The 3,917-nt window shown below is 57.5% G+C and carries 3 protein-coding genes and 2 pseudogenes; all 5 read left to right on the top strand.

Annotated features, from left to right (window positions below; translation table 11 throughout):
• Window positions 1–121: 121 nt before the first annotated feature.
• A pseudogene (locus DUT91_RS27635) lies at window positions 122–533 on the top strand (helix-turn-helix domain-containing protein); the annotation flags it as partial.
• Window positions 451–663, top strand: coding sequence for a helix-turn-helix domain-containing protein (locus DUT91_RS24560; protein ID WP_245420009.1), 213 nt, complete (start codon window positions 451–453; stop codon window positions 661–663). The pseudogene DUT91_RS27635 and the gene DUT91_RS24560, both read left to right, overlap by 83 nt.
• Before the next feature lie 103 nt (window positions 664–766).
• The gene (locus tag DUT91_RS24555) at window positions 767–1,552 is read left to right on the top strand and encodes a glutamate racemase (RefSeq protein ID WP_114443004.1); all 786 of its coding nucleotides are present in this window, start codon (window positions 767–769) and stop codon (window positions 1,550–1,552) included.
• A 169-nt stretch (window positions 1,553–1,721) separates the two neighbouring features.
• A pseudogene (locus tag DUT91_RS24550) lies at window positions 1,722–2,821 on the top strand (IS1595 family transposase).
• A 279-nt stretch (window positions 2,822–3,100) separates the two neighbouring features.
• Entirely contained in the window at window positions 3,101–3,571 is a 471-nt protein-coding gene (locus DUT91_RS24545) for a GNAT family N-acetyltransferase (protein ID WP_114443003.1), read from the top strand.
• Window positions 3,572–3,917 lie beyond the last annotated feature (346 nt).

The following is a 3,917-nucleotide window of genomic DNA, read 5'->3' as shown; positions in this document are numbered from 1 at the left end:
CCTTCAAATAATCACAACGCGCGCATGAGACCCCGCTCGGGCTACGCCCTCCCACGGGTCTCATGCGCGCGCCAAGGTGGCCGACTTTTGCGCCGCCGCGTGGCCGGTTTTTACTCCGCCGTTGACAGTGCGCTCCCCAGGCTGTCCGTCCGCATGGCAGCGTGAGGAGCGCGGCCGGTTTTGGCAAGCTATTGCCTTGGGGGCGGTCAAGTGAGGAAGCTGCGTTGGATGCTGGAGCATCCGCCCCGCTCGGCCCACGCTGGTTTCGAGAGGCAGGTGGAATGCCGCCAACACATATGGCGCCATGGGCGGAGCCGAGAACAGGTCGTTATCTTTCCTTTTCGGAACGCGAGGATATTGCAATCGAGCGTGCCAACGGGGTCGGCATCCGAGCTATTGCGTGTAAGCTCGGGCGCTCACCAAGCACAGTCTCACGGGAAATCCGCCGCAATGCTGCTATCCGAAGCGGTCGGATGGATTATCGACCAAGCACGACGCAACGGCACGCAGACCGCGCCGCCCGTCGACATAAAAAAAGTTGAAGCAGCCATGAAGCTCGTAGGCCCCGGAATGCCGCCGGCTGAAGCCGCCAGACAACTCGGCCTCGGTCGTTCCACCGTGTATCGCGAAATGCGCCGACTGGGGGTCAATAGAGCCGCTTAGCTCCAATTTTGTGTTTCATGTCCGACCACGATGTACGTGAGTGTTGACAGTATAACATCAAAAGGCCCCGTCCGGCTCTGCGCCCAATCAACAGGAATTGCCCATGCACAAGCCCATTGCTGTTTTTGACGCCGGAATCGGCAGCTATGCAATAGTAGCGGAAATACAGAAGCGACTGCCCAAGCAGGACATCATCTATTTCGCCGATCGTGCGAGCTTTCCCTATGGCAACAAGGACCGCGAGCGGCTTCTCGCTATCATGCGCAAGACGATTGCCTTCCTCGAAAGCAGTGCCCCATCGGCCATCGTTGTCGCTTCGAACGCACCGTCCATCATGATGCTGGATGAGATCAGGCAATACAGCTCCGTGCCGCTATTCGGCGTGTTTCCGCCGCTGCAAGAAGCCCTAGCTGCATCAGCCAGCGGCCATGTCGGCATCATGGGCGTCCGATCTCTGGTGGACAGCAAGGCATTGCGGCTCTTTGTTCAACGCCATACGGCCGCGACCAACAATGTCGCTATGATCAATGCTTCCCCTATGGTCGAGCTTGTTGAGACCGGCTCGTTTCTGTTCTCACCTGCCGAGACGCAAATCGCCGTGACGGCCTTTGTCGATGAAGTGTTTCGGCAATATCCGACGATCGATGTCCTGACCCTCTCGAGCACACATCTGCCGTGGTTGCGGCCTTTCTTTGAGACAGCCCGTCCAGGTTGCCGGTTCCTGGACCCGGCAGAGAAAATCGTGGCTGACCTGGGCGAAGGAACTACAGGAACCGGACAGGTCCGAGGAATGGTCACCGAGGGCGGCAACTACGACCTGGAAACCTTTCGTCGGATGCTCGCACAGATCGGGGTAGAGATTCCTCTCGAACCGGTAGGCCAATTTTAGGCAAAGGGAAGGACCACTCACCGCCATTTTGGGAAATTCAGAGCGCATCTTAGCGTTCAGGCTTCGTTCTGCCTTAGCGTTGTTCGCCTTTATCAACCAAAGACAGCAATCTCCTTGTGATCCACCATTTTCCATGCGATTCTTCGGGCTTGAAGCGAAGGAGATCAGGATATCTCAAACGATGCTGGCAACGCTTTCCAACATTCGGACAGTCGAAGACATGATCGTGGCGTTCGAGGATGAGCAGCATTGCCGGCGGCTCCTGGAAGGCATGGTGTGGCCGGACGGGAGAATCTGCCCAGCCTGTGGTTGCAAACGCTCGATGGCGATAGCCGGCCGCGATTTGGGCAAACGTCGCGCGCGGCCTGGTCTCTATCAATGCTCCAGCGGCGATTGCCGGTTCCAGTTCACGGTGACGACATACACGCCCCTGCACGCCACGAAGCTTCCCTTGCGTGTGTCGCTCAAAGCGATGTGGCTGATGCTGCAGTCGGACAAGAGCTTGTCCTCGGTGCGCCTCTCGCCGAGGCTGTCGGGGTGAGCCAGCCCACGGCCTGGCGCATGGGGCATGCGCTGCGCCTGATGGTTGCGCGCGAGCACATGCTTGATGGCACGGTGGAGATCGACCATTTCCATCTCGGTGGCCGCCCAAAGAAACGTCCAGACGATCCGCCGCCTGGAAGAGGCCGGAAAGGTCGGCCGAATACGCAGAAAACGCCTGTCATGGCGACGGTGCAGCGGCCGAACGACGACACGCCGGGCGCTCCAGCGGGCGACGCGCGTGCCGCGGTCGTGACCGGCCTTTCGTTCCGCGGTGCGGCGCGTGTCATCGAAACGCAGATCACACCCGATGCCTGCTTGATGACCGACGAGGCGAAGGCGTTCATAGCCATTGGCGAGAGTTTTGCCGAGCACGAGACCGTAAAGCACTCCAGCGGCGAATATGTTCGCAACGCGGTCCAGGTCAATTCGGTAGAAGGGTTCAATTCGCGTGATCGCCGTACGATTGCCGGCGTCTTTCACCACATCAGCCCCCAGCATGCGGATCTGTATTTCCACGAGATCGGCTTCCGCTGGTCGCAGCGTGTCGTCATAGGCAGCACCGTTCGCAAAACCCGGCATGGCCGCGAAATCGTGCGAACCCTCTGGTCGCGCGTGCCCCCAGCCCTGCAGTTGCCGAACGTCTTTCGCGCAGCCATCGGCCGGCAGATGCGCCGAAGCTCGGATGGCGGCATCACTATCAAATCGGCCGTAGCTGTCTTTGGTTGATAAAGGCCGCGTGTCTGGGGGAGCAGTTCTTGTTAGCATCCCAATGGGCCCAATATTTAGTTGAACGGCAACTGCAATTGTTCCGGTGCAGTGAACATGTTATATTAGTTCGATGATGACGCTGAAAAAACACCCGCCCCAATATAACCGCTGCCGTGGGCGTGTTGTGTCGTATGCCGATTAAACTCAGCGCAGACCTCATCTCAAGCCCCTGCCAGAAGTGGACGGGGTGAAAATGTTCAACTGACGTCCTTTCTGGAAATTGAAAGGATTTACAGAATGAACAGTGAAAGTTTACCGTACAATATTATCATCAGGCCTATGGTGGAAATGGATGTCTATGACATTCACAACATCCATACGGAATGCCTGCGAACATCTCTCGCGGGCCATTATACTCCGCAGCAGCTTGAGTCATGGTTGGGCGGCCGTACTCCTCAAGGCTATTGGCGCAGCCAACAGGCAGGGTCACCTTATTTGGTCGCGACCATCAACCGAGCGATAATAGGTTACGCAAACTGGATAGGCGATGAATTGATGTCGCTCTTTGTCCAGCCAAAGTTCCAAAAGTCTGGAGTAGGAACTAAGCTCTTGGAAGCGTGCGAAACGCAGACCCACCTCTCATGCGTAAAAGCGACTCTAAGCGCGGTCGAGTTCTATGGCCGTTTCGGATTCAAGGTCATTCACGAAGGATATGATGTGAAGCGCGAGGTTCGTATACCGCATATATTCATGCGAAGACCGACGTAGTGGCAGCATGCGATCATCGCGCGGTACAAGTTCTCTGTCCGTTCTAACAAGTCGGACACATCGGGCACTTTTGTGTCGTGACGCGAATCTGGCTGTGCTGACGCGAAATCTCCGCCATTTCGAACCCTCGGGTCCCGGCGGTCGATCCTTTCGCAGCACTGCCCGAGTTATAGACTGGCAGGGGAGGGGCCGCAGGCGTGCCGGCCATCGGCGGTGGTGTTTGAACCGCCCCGGGTTTGCCGGAGGCTATTTGGTTTAAGTTATGCAGCCAATGCCGGTTCGTCCAGCATGGCGTAATATCGCTCCTCGGCTTCGGCTGGGGGTATATTTCCGATGGGTTCCAGCA

Origin of the sequence: Paramesorhizobium salinisoli (genome assembly GCF_003335045.1) — a bacterium.
Lineage (GTDB): Bacteria > Pseudomonadota > Alphaproteobacteria > Rhizobiales > Rhizobiaceae > Paramesorhizobium > Paramesorhizobium salinisoli.
Note: the sequence above shows the minus strand (reverse complement) of the source record. Positions and strands in the feature narration are given on the sequence as shown.

Coding starts and splice junctions, on each gene's coding strand:
- DUT91_RS24560 (WP_245420009.1), top strand. CDS start 451: ATGCTGCTATCCGAAGCGGTCGGATGGATTATCGACCAAGCACGACGC.
- DUT91_RS24555 (WP_114443004.1), top strand. CDS start 767: ATGCACAAGCCCATTGCTGTTTTTGACGCCGGAATCGGCAGCTATGCA.
- DUT91_RS24545 (WP_114443003.1), top strand. CDS start 3,101: ATGAACAGTGAAAGTTTACCGTACAATATTATCATCAGGCCTATGGTG.